16 protein-coding genes and 1 pseudogene are annotated in these 15579 nt (G+C 75.0%); 1 reads left to right on the top strand and 16 read right to left on the bottom strand.

Going from position 1 to position 15579, the window contains the following annotated elements; all coding sequences use genetic code 11:
* From thiD to Q7T67_RS21075, 3 genes are all read right to left on the bottom strand, one after another.
* The coding region (gene thiD, locus Q7T67_RS21085) for a bifunctional hydroxymethylpyrimidine kinase/phosphomethylpyrimidine kinase (protein ID WP_304794747.1) at nucleotides 1-766 on the bottom strand (766 nt) is incomplete at its 3' end.
* Nucleotides 767-777: 11 nt separating this feature from the next.
* On the bottom strand, nucleotides 778-2175 hold the full coding sequence (locus Q7T67_RS21080; protein ID WP_304794744.1) for a DNA-processing protein DprA: 1398 nt from the start codon (nucleotides 2173-2175) through the stop codon (nucleotides 778-780).
* Nucleotides 2172-3671 carry a YifB family Mg chelatase-like AAA ATPase gene (locus Q7T67_RS21075; protein WP_304794741.1) on the bottom strand — a complete coding sequence of 500 codons (1500 nt, stop codon included), beginning with the start codon at nucleotides 3669-3671 and terminating at the stop codon, nucleotides 2172-2174. Before Q7T67_RS21075 ends, Q7T67_RS21080 begins: the two co-directional genes overlap by 4 nt.
* A 170-nt stretch (nucleotides 3672-3841) precedes the next feature.
* Between Q7T67_RS21075 and Q7T67_RS21070 the strand changes: the two genes are divergently transcribed.
* A complete protein-coding gene (locus Q7T67_RS21070) occupies nucleotides 3842-4249 on the top strand; it encodes a YraN family protein (protein ID WP_304794739.1) in 408 nt (135 codons plus the stop codon).
* Between the two features lie 134 nt (nucleotides 4250-4383).
* Here the strand turns inward: Q7T67_RS21070 and Q7T67_RS21065 are convergent, their stop codons facing one another.
* From Q7T67_RS21065 to Q7T67_RS21005, 13 genes and pseudogenes are all read right to left on the bottom strand, one after another.
* Nucleotides 4384-5127 (bottom strand): ribonuclease HII, encoded by a 744-nt coding sequence (locus Q7T67_RS21065; protein ID WP_304794737.1) that lies wholly within the window; start codon nucleotides 5125-5127, stop codon nucleotides 4384-4386.
* Nucleotides 5117-5869, bottom strand: a complete 753-nt coding sequence (lepB, locus tag Q7T67_RS21060; RefSeq protein ID WP_304794734.1) for a signal peptidase I — start codon at nucleotides 5867-5869, stop codon at nucleotides 5117-5119. The genes Q7T67_RS21065 and lepB overlap by 11 nt, the downstream gene beginning before the upstream one ends.
* 135 nt (nucleotides 5870-6004) lie before the next feature.
* Nucleotides 6005-6343: pseudogene (gene rplS / locus Q7T67_RS21055) on the bottom strand (50S ribosomal protein L19); the annotation flags it as partial.
* Between the two features lie 216 nt (nucleotides 6344-6559).
* Entirely contained in the window at nucleotides 6560-7255 is a 696-nt protein-coding gene (gene trmD, locus Q7T67_RS21050; protein WP_304794731.1) for a tRNA (guanosine(37)-N1)-methyltransferase TrmD, read from the bottom strand.
* A gap of 4 nt (nucleotides 7256-7259) precedes the next feature.
* Complete coding sequence (gene rimM / locus Q7T67_RS21045) at nucleotides 7260-7895, bottom strand: ribosome maturation factor RimM (RefSeq protein ID WP_304794728.1); 636 nt, start codon at nucleotides 7893-7895, stop codon at nucleotides 7260-7262.
* A gap of 1 nt (nucleotide 7896) precedes the next feature.
* Nucleotides 7897-8139 (bottom strand): KH domain-containing protein, encoded by a 243-nt coding sequence (locus tag Q7T67_RS21040; RefSeq protein WP_304794725.1) that lies wholly within the window; start codon nucleotides 8137-8139, stop codon nucleotides 7897-7899.
* Between the two features lie 33 nt (nucleotides 8140-8172).
* Nucleotides 8173-8421, bottom strand: a complete 249-nt coding sequence (rpsP, locus tag Q7T67_RS21035) for a 30S ribosomal protein S16 (RefSeq protein WP_304794722.1) — start codon at nucleotides 8419-8421, stop codon at nucleotides 8173-8175.
* 289 nt (nucleotides 8422-8710) lie between these two features.
* Nucleotides 8711-10132 carry a signal recognition particle protein gene (gene ffh, locus Q7T67_RS21030; RefSeq protein ID WP_304794719.1) on the bottom strand — a complete coding sequence of 474 codons (1422 nt, stop codon included), beginning with the start codon at nucleotides 10130-10132 and terminating at the stop codon, nucleotides 8711-8713.
* A 34-nt stretch (nucleotides 10133-10166) separates the two neighbouring features.
* Nucleotides 10167-10727: an SRPBCC family protein gene (locus Q7T67_RS21025; protein ID WP_304794717.1), complete on the bottom strand. Its 561-nt coding sequence runs from the start codon at nucleotides 10725-10727 to the stop codon at nucleotides 10167-10169.
* A gap of 55 nt (nucleotides 10728-10782) precedes the next feature.
* Complete coding sequence (locus tag Q7T67_RS21020; RefSeq protein WP_304794714.1) at nucleotides 10783-11772, bottom strand: SPFH domain-containing protein; 990 nt, start codon at nucleotides 11770-11772, stop codon at nucleotides 10783-10785.
* Nucleotides 11773-11956: 184 nt separating this feature from the next.
* Nucleotides 11957-12385: an NfeD family protein gene (locus Q7T67_RS21015; protein WP_304794711.1), complete on the bottom strand. Its 429-nt coding sequence runs from the start codon at nucleotides 12383-12385 to the stop codon at nucleotides 11957-11959.
* A gap of 117 nt (nucleotides 12386-12502) precedes the next feature.
* Nucleotides 12503-13513, bottom strand: a complete 1011-nt coding sequence (gene ftsY / locus Q7T67_RS21010; protein ID WP_304794708.1) for a signal recognition particle-docking protein FtsY — start codon at nucleotides 13511-13513, stop codon at nucleotides 12503-12505.
* Nucleotides 13514-13566: 53 nt separating this feature from the next.
* The coding region (locus Q7T67_RS21005; protein WP_304794705.1) for an AAA family ATPase at nucleotides 13567-15579 on the bottom strand (2013 nt) is incomplete at its 5' end.

Raw genomic sequence — 15579 nt, 5'->3', positions numbered from 1 at the left:
GCAGGCCGCGGCGGACCGCCTCGCCCGCGACCGCACGGGCCACGCGGGCGGCCCGGGGCAGGTCGTCGCCCTGCGCCAGCCGCGCCGCGAGGGTGCTGGAGTGCGTGCATCCCGAGCCGTGGGCGGCGCCGTCGGCGTGGCGGACGCCCGCCAGGCGGTGCACGGTGCCGTCCTCGAGCAGGAGCAGGTCCTCGGCCGAGGACCGGTGGCCGCCCGTGACGAGGACCGCGCCGGGCCCGGCGTCCTGGATCGTCCGCGCGACCGCGAGGACGTCCTCGTCGGTCAGGGCGTCGAGGTCCTCGACGTCGTGGCGGCCGGCGAGGACGAGCGCCTCCGGCAGGTTCGGCGTGACCACGGTGGCCAGCGGCAGCAGGTCCCGGACGAAGGCGCGGTGCGCGTCGGCCTCGAGCAGGCGAGCGCCGGACTCGGCGACCATCACGGGGTCGATGACCACGGGCACCTCGGCGGGGAGGATCCGGAGCGCCTCGACCACCGCCCGGATGCCGGGCTCGGAACCGACCATGCCGATCTTCACGGCGTCCGCGCCGAGGTCCGAGACGACCGCGTGCACCTGCTCGACGATCATCCGAGGACCGACGGCGTCGATCCGGGTGACCCCGACGGTGTTCTGGGCGGTCAGGCCCGTGATCGCGCTCGTCCCGTGGACGCCCTGGGCGGCGAAGGCCTTGAGGTCGGCCTGCACGCCGGCGCCGCCTCCGGAGTCGGAGCCGGCGATCGTGAGGCAGATCGGCGTGCGGACGGGCATGCCCTCCGAGGCTACCGCGCCCGGCCCCCGCGGGACGGACCTCTCCCTGCGCCCTCTCCCCCGCCCGTTCCGGTCCCTCCGGGCCCGGTCGTCAGCTCGAGCGTGCCGCTCAGCGATCGGCGCAGGCGGCCGTCCGCCTCCAGGGCCCCGAGTCCGGCGAGGATGGTCGCCGGATCGGACTCGGCGATCAGGCTCTCGATGGTCCGGGGCCCGGCGGCGAGCCGCTCGGCGATGGCCCGCGCCTCGCCCTCAAGACCCGACAGCGGATCGGCGGGCGGGATCTCGGCCTCCAGCAGGGGCGCGGGCTCGAGCCCGGCCGCGCGCGCCTCGCGCCGCGCCCGTGCCGCGAGGTCGCGGTCGTCGGCGCCGGGCCGCTCCTCGGCCTCTTCGAGGGTGTCGGGGCCGCCCGGCCCGGTCGGCCCGAACCGCAGGCGCAGCCGGTCGGCGTGCAGCATGGCGCGGACGTCGTCGGGCTCGACGATCGCGCGGGTCAGGACGCGTCCCTCGTCGTCCTCCCCCGCCAGGAGGTCCGCGCCACGCAGCACGTCGTTGCCGCCGGCGTAGCGCGGGTCGAGGATCGAGCCCGGCACGATGCCGACGGGGCGGTCGAGGGCGCGGGCGTGCTCCACCGACCGCAGCGAGCCGGAGCTGCGGCCGGCGGCCACGACCACCAGCCCGTCCCCCAGTGCCGCGATCAGCCGGTTGCGTGCCGGGAAGCTCCAGCGCCGTGGCGTGGCCCCGGGCGGGAGCTCCCCGACGACGACGCCGTCCGCGGCGATCCTGTCGTAGAGGTGGCGCAGGCGGGCCGGGGTGGCGCGCTCGACCCCCGCGGCCAGCACCGCCACGGTGCCGCCCCGGCGCCCGCCACGACCGGCGCCCTCGTCCGGCGGCCCCGGCGACCCTGCCGCCAGGGCTCCCTCGTGGCTGGCCGCGTCGATCCCGAAGGCCATCCCGCTGACCACCGTGATCCCGCCGCCGGCCACCGCCTCGGCGAACCTGCGGGCGATCCGCACGGCGTCCTCGGGAGGGCGCCGGGTCCCGACCATGCCCACGGTCGGCCCGTCGGCGCGCGGTCCGAGCACGCGCCGCAGCCGATCGATCCCGCCCAGGACGTGGAGCACCGCCGGAGGGTCCCGCAGGTCCAGCAGCCGGGCCGGGTAGTCCGCGTGGTGCACGCAGACCGCCTCGACGCCGAGCTCGCGCAGGTCGCGGTCGGCGCCGCTCAGCAGGTCGTCGGCCGAGCGGTCCAGCGTCCGGGCACGGGGGCCGCGCGGGCCGTTGACGGCGAAGGCGAGCTCGTCCGGCTCCAGCGACAGCACGAGCGGGATCCGGGCGGCGGGCCGGTCGAGGCCCGGCGTGAGCTCACCGAGCAGCTGGGCCATCCGCAGGCAGTCGACGCACGCCCTCATGCCGCCGCCGCCTCGTCGTCGCGCGCGACGTGCTGGCGCAGGTACAGCGCCTCGTCCAGGTGACCGGTGGCGATGGAGCCCGAGGCGTCGAGGTCGGCGACGGTGCGGGCCAGCCGGAGCACCCGGGCCCGACCGCGGGCCGACAGGGTCCCCCCGAGGTACGCACGCTCCAGGCGGGCCGCCGCGGCGGGCAGCAGGTCGGCCTCGATGCGACGCGGACCCGATCCCGTGCGCCGCTCGGCCCGGAAGTCGCGCGCCGCCTGCACCCGCGCGAGCACCGTCGCGGTCGGTTCGGCCGGGTCGCCCGAGATCTCCTCGGCGCTCGGGCGCGGGCACGACACGTGCAGGTCGATGCGGTCCAGCAGCGGACCCGAGAGCTTGCGGCGATAGCGCTCGAGGTCCTGGGGACCGCACCGGCAGCGGCCGGTGCCGTGGTGCCCGCACGGGCAGGGGTTGGCCGCCGCGACGAGCATCGTGCGCGAGGGGAACGCCCGCGTGCGACCCTGGCGGACGAGGACGACGCGCCCGTCCTCGAGCGGCTGGCGGAGCGCCTCGAGCGCGTCCCGCCGGAACTCGGGCAGCTCGTCGAGGAAGAGGACGCCCCGGTGCGCCAGGGTGATCTCGCCCGGACGCGCGACCGTCCCGCCGCCCACCAGCCCGGCCGCCGAGGTGCCGTGGTGCGGAGCGCGGAACGGACGCTCGGCGACGAGCCCCGCCCCGTCGTGCAGACCACAGACGCTGTGGATGCGGGTGACCTCGAGCGCCTCCGTCGTCCGCATCGGTGGGAGCAGGCCCGGCAGGCGGCGGGCCAGCATCGTCTTGCCGGTGCCGGGCGGGCCGACGAGCAGCAGGCTGTGGCCTCCTGCGGCCGCGACCTCGAGACCCCGCCGCGCCAGGAGCTGCCCGCGGACGTCGGCCAGGTCCGGGACGTCCGTCGTCCTCGCGACGGGCGCCTCCTCCGGCGACGACCGGCGGTCGTCGCGGCCGGGCCGGCCGAGGGCCTCGACCGCCTCGCGCAGCGTCCCGACGGCCCGCACCGCCACGTCCGGGACGAGGCCCGCCTCGTCGCGCTGCTCGCGCGGCAGGACGATCGCCGTGAGCCCGGCGGCGCGGGCGCCCTCCGCGACGACGAGCGCGCCGCGGCCGGGGCGCACGACACCGCCGAGCGACAGCTCGCCGACCACGGCCACCGTGCCCAGGTCGACCCCGGGGGCCTGCCCCGAGGCCGAGAGCAGCCCGACGGCGATGGCCAGGTCGAAGCCCGGACCGCCCTTGGGCAGGCTCGCCGGGGCGAGGTTCACCGTGATCCGCCGCTGCGGCAGCTCGAAGCCCTGGTTGCCCAGCGCGGCGCGCACCCGCTCCCGGGACTCCCGGACCGCGAGGTCGCCCAGCCCGACGATGGTGAACGACGGCAGGCCCGGCCGGACGTCGACCTCGACGACGACGGGCCGCGGCTCGAGGCCGTCGATCGAGAACGTCTGGACGCGCGCCAACATGGCCGCCACGCTAGGTCGGGGCTCCGTGCCCGGAGAAGGACCGGAGCGTGTCGGAACAGCACCGCATCCGCACCGCGGGCGACCCGGCACGAAGTCGCCCGCGTCCCGGTGCAGGACGGGCACGCTCGCGGTCCTGAGCGAGCACGGGTCCCGGGCCTAGCGTCGTCGGCGTGCCCGATCCCCAGTCCTCACCACCCGGCCGCGGCTCGCGGCCCGACCACCGGCCGGCGGTCGGGCGGCTCGGGGAGCGGTTCGCCCGCGAGCACCTGGAGCGCCTGGGCTACGCCGTGCTCGCTGAGCGCGCCCGCACCCGCTGGGGCGAGATCGACCTCGTCGTGCACGACGGGCGCACCATCGTCTTCTGCGAGGTCAAGGCGCGGATCGCCCGTGGGAGCGCGGCGCCCTGGGCCTCCCTGCACGAGCGCAAGCGACGGCAGGTGCGGCGACTCGCCGCCGCCTGGCTCTCGGAGACCGCGGACCGCCCGACGGGCCGCGACGTCCGCTTCGACGCCATCGGCGTCCTCGTCGACGAGACGGGACGCCTCGTCCGCCTCGACCACATCGAGGCGGCGTTCTGAGCGGCCCACGAGCGGGATCGGGGTCCGCGCGAGGCCCGGTACTCGCGGGGTCCGGTCCACGCGAGGTCCGGTCCGCACGCGTTCCAGACCCCACCGGTCCGGTCGGTGGGGCCCGTTCGTGCGAGGTCCCGGCGCTACAGCCAGCCCTCGTAGGCGACGGCCCGGAACGACCGGCGGTGCAGCTCGGACAGCCCGTGGACGCGGATGGCGTCCTGGTGGGCCGTCGTCCCGTAGCCCATGTGCTGGTCGAAGCCCCAGGCGGGCAGCCGCTCGGCGGCCCGGTGCATGAAGCGGTCCCGGGTCACCTTCGCGACGATCGACGCGGCGGCGATGGCGGCGCTCTTCGCGTCGCCGCCCACGACGTGCCGCTGGTCGAAGCCGGTGTCGGGGACGCGGAACCCGTCGGTCAGGCAGAGCGCCCCGGGACGGGCGACCCGGCGGGCGGCGGTGGACAGCGCCTCGAGGTTCGTGACGTGCAGGCCGCGCCCGTCGAGTCCCTCGACGCAGCGGGAGACCGATCCGACCCGCTCCGCGAGACGGAGCACGACGGCGAACAGCCGCTCGCGCTCCTCGGCGGTGTGGGCCTTGGAGTCGTCGAGCGCGCCCAGCGCGCGAACCTCGCGCGGACCGATCCGCTCCAGGTCGAAGAGGACCGCTCCGGCGACGAGCGGCCCGGCGAGGCACCCGCGGCCGGCCTCGTCGGCCCCGACGACCCAGCGCACGCCGAGCGCCCGGTCGTGCTGGAAGAGGCGACGACCGCGGCTCGCCGCACCGGCCTTCTTCCCCGTTCCCCTGCCGCGACGCCCACCGGGTGCGACGGGGCCGGTCGCCGCGTCGTCGTGGTCGACGGTCGCGGCGGGGTGCGGCTCAGATGCCACCGATGCGCTTGGGCGGCCAGTACGTGGCGAAGGCGCCGCCGATGACCCAGTCGCGCGGGACGGGGCCCCAGAAGCGGCTGTCGTTGGACTCACCACGGTTGTCGCCCATCATGTAGTAGTGCCCGGCCGGCACCGTGATGGTCCGCGGCAGCGAGCACGGCGTGTCGGTGGTCCCCGCGCCGTCGCAGGTGTCCGAGATGAACTTCTCGGTCTGCTGCTTGCCGTTCAGGACCACGTGGCCGTCGCGTACGGAGACGCGGTCCCCGGGGCCCGCGACGACCCGCTTGATGTAGTTCTCGCTCTTCCACTCGCCGCCGATGCTCTGGGAGCACGGCCGACCCTGGGCGATGTTGTCCTGGTCGCCGCACTCGCCGGAGCCCTCCTCCTGGCCCTGCAGGCCCGACGCCTCGGCGTTGGCGCCCTTGGGCGGGTGGAAGACGACGACGTCGCCGACCGACGGGTCGGACCCGAGGTGGTGCGACAGGCGGTTGACGAGGACGCGCTGGCCGGTGACCAGCAGCGGCTCCATCGACTCGCTCGGGATGCGGTACGGCTTGACCAGGAGGGCCTGGATGCCGAGGGCGAGCAGCAGGGCGATCGCGACGAGCCCGACGAGCTCGACGATCGGGTTGAGCTGCTTGCGCTTGCGCCGCCCCTGACGGGCGGACGGGCCCTCGGAGCCGGTCGGCGGCACGGACGCTCCCCCGGTCTCGGACCGGGGGGCGGGGACGTCGTCGCTCACGAGGAGGCGCGCAGGGGGTTAGGAGTCCGAGGACTCCGTGGCGGGCGCGTCGGTCTCGGCGACCGGGGCCTCGTCCTGGGCGGCCGGGGCCGGCTCGGCGACGGGCGCCGCGGCGACCTTGTCCGGCGCGATGTAGCGACGCTCGCGGACGCGGGCGGCCTTGCCGACGCGACCGCGCAGGTAGTAGAGCTTGGCGCGACGGACGTCACCGCGGGCGGCCACGTCGATCTTCTCGATCTTCGGCGAGCTCAGCGGGAACGTGCGCTCCACACCGACGCCGAAGCTCTGCTTGCGAACGGTGAACGTCTCGCGAGCGCCGTGTCCCTGGCGCTTGATGACGATGCCCTCGAAGACCTGCGTACGGCGACGCGTGCCCTCGACGACCTGGAAGTGGACGCGAACGCGGTCGCCGGGCTGGAAGTCGGGCTGCGAGCGGAGCTGTTCACGCTCGAGCTTCTCGATTACGGTGGTCATCAGCGAGGGGCCCGGACTGGTCGGAAAACACGCACCAGCGCGTGATCCGGGCAAGATTGGGAACAGTAGCGGAGGCCCGGGGTGAGGCGCTCCGCGCCTCTCTCGTCCCCGCCCCGATCCCGCTGCAGGCGGCCCGGATCGGGGCCGGAGCCCGGGACCCGCGGCCGGCGGGCGACGGCGCGGTGGGGACGGTGCGGTGCTCGTCGGGCGGGTGGTTCAGCGCCCGAGGCGCGAGCCGCCGTCGCCGCGCTCGCGGCTCCGGGCCCGGCGCCACGTCTCGATCTCCGCGTGGTGCCCGGAGAGCAGGACGTCGGGGACCTTCCAGCCGCGGTACTCCGCCGGCCGGGTGTAGTGCGGGTACTCCGGGTCGCCGTCCAGCGCGACGGAGAAGCTCTCCTCCACCGCCGAGTTCGCATGCCCCAGGCTGCCGGGCAGCTTGCGCAGCACGGCGTCGCAGACGACCATCGCCGCCAGCTCGCCGCCGGCGAGCACGTACCGGCCGATGGACAGCGTGTCGGAGCAGAAGTGCTGCACGATCCGCTCGTCGAAGCCCTCGTAGCGGCCGCAGAGGAGGGTGATGCCCTGCTCCTCGGCCGCGAGCTCGTCGACGAAGGCGTCGTCGAGCACCCGGCCCCCCGGCGTCAGGGCGATGACGCGGCGCTCCTTGCGGAGCTCCACCGGGTCCTGCGCGTAGACGCCGCGGAGGGCCTTCTCCATGACGTCGACGCGCAGGACCATCCCGGCCCCGCCGCCGAACGGCGTGTCGTCGACCTGACGGGCGGACATGTCGCTGTGGTCGCGTGGGTTGAAGGTCCGGACCTCGTGGCCGTCCTCCATCGCGTTCTTCACGTGGCGCTGCTCGCGGAACCAGTCGAACCAGTGCGGGAAGAGGGTCATGACGTCGAGCTGCACGGGGTCACCCTTCGTCGGGGGTCGCGGTCGCGTCGGCGTCCGGGGACGGAGCACCGCCGGCCGGGGCGTCGCCAGCGGCGCTCTCCCCCGCGGCGGGCGTCGGCTCGTCGAGGAACACCAGGTCGATCGCCACGTCGCGGGCGCCGACGTCGAACACCGGCACCGCCTCGCGGTGGAACGGGACGAGCAGGTCCGGCGCGCCCGACCGGGCGACCCGCAGGACGTCGACCGACGGCATGGTCAGGACCTCGGCGAGGGTGCCGACCGGCTCGCCCGTCGTGGCCCGGACCGGCAGGCCGACGAGATCGTCGGGCCAGTACTCCTCGTCGTCCAGGTCGGGCAGCGAGGCGCGCGGGATGAACAGGTCGGTGCCCCGGAGCCGCTCGGCCTCGTCGATGCCGTCGACGCCCTGCAGGCGCAGGATCGGCTTGGCGTCCGTGCCGCTGCGCCGGACGATCTCGCGCTCGACCCCGGCGACGGTGACGATCGTGCCCTGGACGAGGTGCTCGCCCTTGGGCTTGGTGACGGAGAACGACCCGTCGAGGCTGTGGGCCTTGCCGATGCGACCGAGGGCGTACATCGGCACGTCGTCGACCGGAGCGCCCTCGGCGTCCGGGCCCGACTGGGGATCGGCGGCCACGTCAGTCGTCGACGATGTCGACGAGCACGCGCTGCTCGCGGTGTGCGGCCGCGACCTTCACGACGGTCCGCAGCGCGTAGGCGGTGCGGCCGCCACGGCCGATCACCTTGCCGTAGTCGCCGTCGTCGACCCGCAGCTCGAGGACGACGGAGCCGTCCTCGGGGTCGGTCTCGGGCTTGACGGTGACGGCCTCGGGCCGGTCCACGATCGCGCGGGTGAGGTCGCCGAGCAGCTCGGCGACCACCGTCGGATCCTGGTCGGCGGCCGTCACGGCCGGCTACCGGGTTTCGATGCCCTGCGTGCGCAGGAGCTTCTTCACCGTGTTCGACGGCTCGGCGCCCACGTCGAGCCAGTGGCGGACGCGGTCCTCCTTGAGGACGACGGTCGACGGCTCGGTCTGCGCGTTGTACTGACCGATGGTCTCGATCACCCGGCCGTCGCGCTTGTTGCGCGAATCGGTGGCGACGACGCGCCACACCGGGTTCTTCTTGCTCCCCACGCGGGTGAGCCTCAGTCGAACAGCCACGAACGTCCTTCAGTCAAAGTCAGGAGGGTACAAACGGGCGCAGGCCAAGCGAGGCCCCGCGCGAAGACGGAAAGCCTACCGCGATGCCCCGGACCCTGCGGTGCGCCACCACGGGCCGGGGCCCGCACCCCTGCGGGTGGACCGTGCCCCGCCGGCGGCTCGCATGGTGCGAACCCGAGAAGCACGGGCCGGGGCCCGCACCCTTGCGGGTGGACCGTGCCCCGCCGGCGGCTCGCGCGGTGCGAACCCGAGAAGCACGGGCCGGGGCCCGCACCCCACCATCCACCGCTCAGCGCTTGCGGCGGCGGGCCGCGCGGCTGCCCCCGCGGACGCCGACCGGTGCACCCTGCCCGGCCTGTCCGGCGCCACCGGCGCCCGGCATGCCCTGGCCACCCATGAGCGCGCCCAGGTCCTTCATGCCGCCCTTGCTCATCTGCTTCATCATCTTGCGCATCTGCTGGAAGTTCTTCACCAGCTGATTGACCTGCTGCACGCTGGTGCCGGAGCCCTTCGCGATGCGCAGGCGTCGCCCGCCCTTGATGAGCTCCGGGTTGCGGCGCTCCTGGCCGGTCATCGACAGGATGATCGCCTCGACGCGGTCCATCTCGCGGTCGTCGACCTGGGCGTCCTTCAGCTGCGCCCCGACGCCCGGGAGCATCCCGAGGACCTTCGAGAGCGGGCCCATCCGCCGGATCATCTTCATCTGCTTGAGGAAGTCCTCGAGCGTGAACTCGTTGCGCCGCAGCTTGCGCTCGAGGTCCTTGGCGTCGCCCTCGTCGAACTGCTTCTCGGCCTGCTCGATGAGCGACAGGACGTCGCCCATGCCGAGGATCCGCTGGGCCATGCGGTCCGGGTGGAACGCCTGGAAGTCGGGGAGCTTCTCGCCGGTCGAGGCGAAGAGGATCGGCTTGCCGGTGACGGCCTTGACCGACAGCGCGGCGCCGCCGCGGGCGTCGCCGTCGAGCTTGGACATCACGACGCCGTCGAAGCCGGCGGCGTCGCGGAACTGCTCGGCGACGTTGACGGCGTCCTGGCCGGTCATCGCGTCGACCGTGAGGAGGACGGTGTCGGGGCGGACCGCGTCGCGGATCTGGACGAGCTCGTCCATCAGCGCCTGGTCGACGTGCAGACGACCGGCGGTGTCGACGATCAGGACATCCTTGCCGTCCTGCTTGGCCTGGTCCAGCGCCCACCGGGCGACCTCGACCGCCGGGAGCTCGGTGCCGCGGTCGTAGACCGTCGCGCCGGCCTGCGCGCCGACGAGGCGCAGCTGCTCGACGGCGGCCGGGCGCTGGACGTCGCAGGCGGCGACGGCGACGGACGAGCCCTTCTCCTCCTTCAGCCACCGGGCGAGCTTGGCCACGGCGGTCGTCTTGCCCGAGCCCTGCAGGCCGGACATGAGGATGACCGTGGGCGGGCTGGAGGAGAACGTGAGGCCCTCCGCCTGGCCGCCCATGAGCTCGACGAGCTCCTCGTGGACGATCTTGACGACCTGCTGGCCGGCGTTGAGCTTGCCGAGGATGTCGGCGCCGAGGCAGCGCTCCTTGACCGTCGCGGTGAACGACTTGACGACCTTGAAGTTGACGTCCGCCTCGAGCAGGGCGAGACGGATCTCCCGCATCGCGACGTTGACGTCGGACTCGGTGAGCGAGCCACGGCCCCGGACGTCGTCGAGGGTCGCCTGGAGTTTCTCGGAGAGGGCGTCGAACACGGCCCCGGAAGTGTCGCAGGACGGGGGCCGCCCGTCACACGCGCCCGGGGTCGGCCAGGGATCCGGCCGCGGCCGCCGGGCCGGCGTCGTCGTCCGCGCCCACCTGCGCGCCCGTCGGCGGCTGGGCCCCGGGGTCCTCGTCGGCCCGTCCGAGGTCGGCGTCCCCGTCGACCGACGGGTGCGGCTCGCCGAGCCGCTCGGCCAGCAGCTCCAGGTCGCGGCGCATGATGCGGCGGAGCTCCCGCGCGACACCCGGGCCGGCCAGTCGCAGCGTGGCGGGGAGCGTCAGGCCGACCCGCCAGGTGACGGTCGACCCGTCCTCGTGGGGCTCCACCTCGAGCACGGACCGGCCGACGGCCCCGCGCCAGCCCACGTCGAGCTCCACGAGCTCCGGGACCACGACACGCGTGACCCCGACGTCGAGGGCCAGCCGCAGGCCCGCGTGCCGGACCACGGGGCGGTGGTGCAGGAACCCACGGGGTCGCAGCTCGTCCAGCTGCGGCAGCCACTCGCGCAGCAGCCCCGGCTCGACGACCCACGGGAACGCCTCCTCCGGCGGGGCCGGCACGACGATCTCGAGCTCGATCCAACGCACGGGGGCATTCTCCGGGACCCGCCCGCCCCGATGCGTGCGGACGGGCCGGAGCGGCTCAGCCGGGCCGGGTCGGGTCGCTCGGGCGAGGCGGGTCGATCGGCCGCGGCGGGTCGACCGCGCGCGGCACGTCGGCGGGACGGCCGAGGGCCGCGTCGGGGGCCGGGACGGGCGACTGGCCGCGCAGGCCGTCGACCACGCCGCCCAGACCGGCGAGGGCCTGGGTGAACTCCGACGGGATGACGAAGAGCTTGTTGGCCTCGCCCTTCGCCAGCTCCGGCAGCATCTGCAGGTACTGGTAGCTCAGGAGCTCCTTGTCCGGTCGGCCGTCGTGGATCGCCTGGAAGACGGTGCCGATCGCCTTCGCGTCGCCCTCGGCCCGCAGCACCGCGGCGGTCTTGGCGCCCTCGGCCTTCAGGACCGCGGCCTCCTTCTCGCCCTGCGCGGTGAGGATCTGGCTCTGCTTGGAGCCCTCGGCGGTGAGGATGGAGGCGCGACGGTCGCGCTCGGCGCGCATCTGCTTCTCCATCGCGTCGAGGATCGACGTGGGCGGATCGATCGCCTTGAGCTCGACGCGGCCGACGCGGATGCCCCACTTGCCCGTCGCCTCGTCCAGGACGGTGCGCAGCTGGCCGTTGATCTCGTCACGGGAGGTCAGGGCCTGCTCCAGGGTCAGACCGCCGATGACGTTGCGCAGCGTGGTGGCGGTGAGCTGCTCGATGGCCTGCAGCGGGTTGGCGACCTCGTAGGTGGCCGACTTGGAGTCGGTGATCTGGAAGTAGAGGACCGTGTCGATCGAGACCGAGACGTTGTCCTCGGTGATGACGGCGTTGGGCGGGAAGCTGACGACCTGCTCGCGGAGGTCCAGGAGCGGCAGCAGCCGGTCGATGAACGGCACCGTGATGCGCAGTCCCGGCTCGAGGGTGCGCTGGTAGCGGCCCAGCCGCTCGACGATGCCGGCGCGGGCCTGCGGGATGATCCGGACGGTCTTCGCGGCGACCAGCAGCGCGAAGAACAGCAGGACGGCGAGGACGATGAGGATGACCACGGGAACCTCCGGGGGACGCTCGGCGGCCTGGACGGGCGTCCGAACCTGCCCGGAGCCTACAAAGCCCGTCCCCGTCCGACCAGTGGCCTCCCGCACCACCGGCCCTCGTCGACCGGCACCGTCGGGCCCCGCGGACCCGGACGGTCGGCGGCGTGGGTCCGTGCCCTGCCCCGGGGTGCCCGGGTCAGTCGACGACGACGGCGGTGGCGCCGCGGATCTCGGCCACCGTGACCGTGGCGCCGACCGGGACGGGCTCGTGGCCCTCCAGGCGGGCCGTCCAGATCTCGCCGTCCAGCCGCACCTGCCCGAGAAGCTCGGGGCCCTCGATCGCCCGGACGACGACCGCGGTCCGCCCGACGAGCGCCGCGGTGCCGGTCTTCGTGCTCGACGGCTGGCGGAGGTGCCGCTTGGCCACCGGGCGCACGAGCCCGAAGACGAGGGCGGTGACCACGGCGAAGACGACCACCTGCGGGCCGAAGCCCCCGCCGGCCAGGGCGGTCAGCGCCGCCGCACCCCCGCCGACGGCGAACGGGCCGAGGAACAGCGAGAGCGTGAGCACCTCGCCGACCCCCAGGGCGACGGCGACGAGGAGCCAGGGGATCCACGCGTCCATGGGGCAACCCTACCCGTCGGGCGCGGCCGCGCCGCCGGGGTCGCGAGCCCGCCCCACCGGCCCACCCGGCGCTCCGACCTCGCCGGGCGTCGCCGGAGGAGCGCGCCACGCCGGCGCTCAGGCGGCCGCGACCTCGTCGGGCCGGACCAGCGCCTGGGCGAAGTCGTCCGCGTCGAACGGGCGCAGGTCCTCGAGCGCCTCGCCGATGCCGATGAGCTTGACCGGGATGCCGAGGTCCTGGGCGATCGCGATCGCGATGCCGCCCTTGGCGCTGCCGTCGAGCTTCGTGAGGACGATGCCCGAGACCGGTGCGACCTTCGAGAACTCCGCGGCCTGCCTCAGGCCGTTCTGCCCCGTCGTCGCGTCGACGGTCAGGAGGATCTCGTGCGGCGCGCCCGGCATCAGCTTCTCGACCACGCGGCGGACCTTCGACAGCTCCTCCATCAGCGGCAGCTGGGTGTGCAGGCGCCCCGCGGTGTCGACGATGACCACGTCGGCACCGGAGTCGCGGCCGCGCCGGACCGCCTCGTAGGCGACGGACGCCGGATCGGTGTTCTGCGCGCCCGCGACGACCTCGACGCCGGCCCGTTCGCCCCAGATCTGCAGCTGCTCGACGGCGGCGGCGCGGAAGGTGTCGGCGGCGCCGAGGACGACCTTCACGCCCAGCTCGGTGGTGAGGGTGTTGGCGAGCTTGCCGATCGACGTCGTCTTGCCGGTGCCGTTGATGCCGCAGACCATGATCACCGTGGGCCCGTGGCGGAGGTCGATCGTGGCGTCGGCCTTCGGGCGAGCGGCCTCGGCCAGCAGGTCGGCGAGCCGCTCCTGCAGCGCCTGCGGGTCGGTGACCCCGCCGGTCGTCGCCTCCTGCTCGAGGCGACCGACGATCTCGGCGGTGGCCTTGGCACCGCAGTCGGCCATGATCAGCGCCTCCTCGAGGCGCTCCCACGTCTCCTCGTCGAGCGTGTCGAAGAGCGTCTGCGTCAGCTCGGCACCGAGCGCCTCGCGCGTCTTCTTCATGTTCTGGCGTAGGCGCTTGAAGAAGCGCCCGCGCTTCTCGGGCTCCGGGGCCGGCAGCGCCGCCGCGCGGGTCTCGTCCAGGACGAAGAGGTCGGTCCACTCGCGCGCCATCCCTTCGACGATACCGCGGGCCGTGCCGTCCTCTCCCCGCGGAGGTGCCCGGATCAGCCGGAGGCGTCGCCGAGGCCGGGCAGCTGCTCGGCGGGCGCCTGCTGGTCCAGCCGGCGGGAGACGACCTTCGAGACGCCGTCGCCGCCCATCGACACGCCGTAGAGCGCGTCCGCGACGTCCATCGTCCGCTTCTGGTGCGTGACGACGATGAACTGGGCGCGGTCGCGGTAGCGGCGCAGGAGCTGCAGGAAGCGGTCGATGTTGAGGTCGTCCAGCGCCGCCTCGACCTCGTCGAGGACGTAGAACGGGCTGGGCTTGGCGAGGAAGACGGAGAACAGGAACGCGATCGCGGTCATCGTCTTCTCGCCGCCGGACATCAGCGTCAGGCGCTTCATCGACTTGCCGGCCGGCGTGATCTCGATCTCGACGCCGAGGTCCTCGTCCCGATCGGCGTCGGCCTGGTCGGCGTCGTCGAGATCGCGGGCCTCCTTCGTGCCGTCGTCCTCGGTCTCGCCCGCGGCGTCCTGCTCGTCGTCCGCCGTCTCCCGGACCAGGCGCAGCCGGCCGCGGCCCCCGGGGAAGACGTGCTCGGCGAGCTCCTCGAAGTTCTTCGCGCAGGCGGCGAAGGTCTGCTCGAACGTCTCGCGGATCTGCCGGTCGGTGTCGCGGACGAAAGCACGGAGCTCGCGCAGCGCGGTCTCCAGGTCGGTGCGCTGGGCCTCGAGCGCCTCGACGTGCTCGCGGGCCTCCTCGTAGGCGTCGGTCGCCAGCGGGTTGACCGGGCCGAGGGTCTCGCGACGCCTCTGCAGCCGGGCGATCCGGTCGCGCAGCCCCTGTGCGGTCTCCTCGTCCAGCGCCTCCTCCGCAGGCTCGGGCGGCAGGCCCAGCCGCTCGGCCAGGGCCTCGAGCTCGACGACGATCTCGGCCTCCTGGTCCCGCGCGCGCTGGAACGCGACCTCTCCGGCGGTGACCCGCTCGCCGGTGCGGCGCATCCGGGTGGAGAGGTCCGCCTCCTGCTGGGCGAAGCCGCGCAGGCGCCCGGCGACGTCGTCCCCGGCGGCGCGATCCTCCTGCACCGCCTGCTCCAGGACGGCGGCCCGCTCGCGCACGACCCGCAGCGCCTCGAGCAGCAGGTCCGTCATGCGCTGGCCGACCGGGTCGAGCCGCAGGTCGGCGGCGAGCGACTCCTCGAGCCCCTGGACCCGGGCCTCGCGCTCGGCCCGCTCGCGCGTCAGGCGCTCCGCGGTCCGGCGCTCGGCGCCGAGCTCGCCGACGATCTGCGCCCGCCGGACCGCGGCCGGGCCCTCGTCCGGGGCCAGCTGCCGGCGCTGCACCGCCCGGACGGCGTCGCGGAGCGCCTCCTCGGCGTCGACGACGGTGCGGCGGGCCTGCCGGGAGGCCTGCTCGGCGGCCTCGCGCTCGCGGTCCGCACCCGCCAGGTCGTCCTTCAGGCCCTCGACGGCGAGCACCGCCTCGCGCTCGGCCCGGGCGGCGGTCTCGCTCTCCCCCACCAGGCGATCGCGGCGGTTGCGCTCGGCGAGGACGCGCTCCTCGCCGCCCTGCGGCGTGCGCTGCAGCTCGCCGGCCCCGACGCGCCAGACGTGGCCGTCGGCCGTGACGAGGGTGCCCGTCAAGGTGAACGGCACGGCGTCGGGCAGGACGTCGACGAGCCAGGCGTCGACGAGGGCGCGCCGGGCGATGGCGACGGCCTCGGGCGTCCCGGAGACGCGCGGGGCGAGCGGCGTCGCGCCGGGCACGGGCGCGTCCGTCGTCCCGCCGTCGGGCATCCCCGACCCGGCCGTGCCGTCGGCGGACGGTCCACCGGCCCCGGCCGTCTCGCCGCCCACCGCGTCCGCCGGTGCCAGCAGCACGCGCACGCCGTCGCGGCCCGCGGTCTCGAGCAGCGCCCGGGCACCGGCGGGATCGGACGCCACGGCCGCGCCCAGGCGCCCGTCGAGCGCCGCGGCGACCGCCAGCTCGCAGCCGTCGTCGACCCGCAGGCCGTCGCCGAGGGAGGTCGGCTCCGGGACGCCCGGCCGGCGCGGACCGCGGCGCCCGCCGCCCAC

The organism is Patulibacter sp. (genome assembly GCF_030655195.1).
Taxonomy (GTDB): Bacteria; Actinomycetota; Thermoleophilia; order Solirubrobacterales; family Solirubrobacteraceae; genus Patulibacter.
The sequence above is the reverse complement of the archived record's forward strand: the minus strand, read 5'-3'. Positions and strand labels throughout refer to the sequence as shown.

Excerpts from the sequence above, each read along its gene's own strand:
- Q7T67_RS21080 (WP_304794744.1), bottom strand. The coding sequence starts at position 2,175 with ATGAGGGCGTGCGTCGACTGCCTGCGGATGGCCCAGCTGCTCGGTGAG.
- Q7T67_RS21075 (WP_304794741.1), bottom strand. The coding sequence starts at position 3,671 with ATGTTGGCGCGCGTCCAGACGTTCTCGATCGACGGCCTCGAGCCGCGG.
- Q7T67_RS21015 (WP_304794711.1), bottom strand. The coding sequence starts at position 12,385 with ATGGACGCGTGGATCCCCTGGCTCCTCGTCGCCGTCGCCCTGGGGGTC.
- ftsY (WP_304794708.1), bottom strand. The coding sequence starts at position 13,513 with ATGGCGCGCGAGTGGACCGACCTCTTCGTCCTGGACGAGACCCGCGCG.